This window comes from Halorubrum sp. SP9 (assembly GCF_005435015.1).
Lineage (GTDB): Archaea > Halobacteriota > Halobacteria > Halobacteriales > Haloferacaceae > Halorubrum > Halorubrum sodomense.
Window position 1 is genome coordinate 1 of sequence record NZ_SGXU01000538.1, and the last position, 330, is coordinate 330.

The following is a 330-nucleotide window of genomic DNA, read 5'->3' on the forward strand; positions in this document are numbered from 1 at the left end:
AGGCGAACTTCTGGCGGACCTGCGGGGCGGCGATCCGGATCGCCGCGCCGCTCTTCATCCTGCCGGTCGCGTTCGTCTACAACCCCGGCCTGATCTCGATGGACGTGGGGCTGAACACGCTGTACGTCGGGCTGCTCGTCCTGCTCGGCGCGGTGACGATCATCTACGGGCTGAACTACCCGTTCAAGATGCGCCCCGGTCGGAAGCTCGGCGCGCGAGCCCTGCTCGCGACGCTCGGCGTGCTGATCATGGTGTACCCGAGCAACGCCGCGAAGATAGCCGGCATCGCGGTCTTCGCGGCCGTGTTCGTCGCGGAGAAGGTGATGATCC

Annotated in this window: 1 pseudogene; it reads left to right on the forward strand. The window is 67.0% G+C overall.

The features are described from left to right. Positions 1-330 (forward strand): annotated as a pseudogene (locus tag EXE45_RS18505) (C4-dicarboxylate ABC transporter permease); the annotation flags it as partial.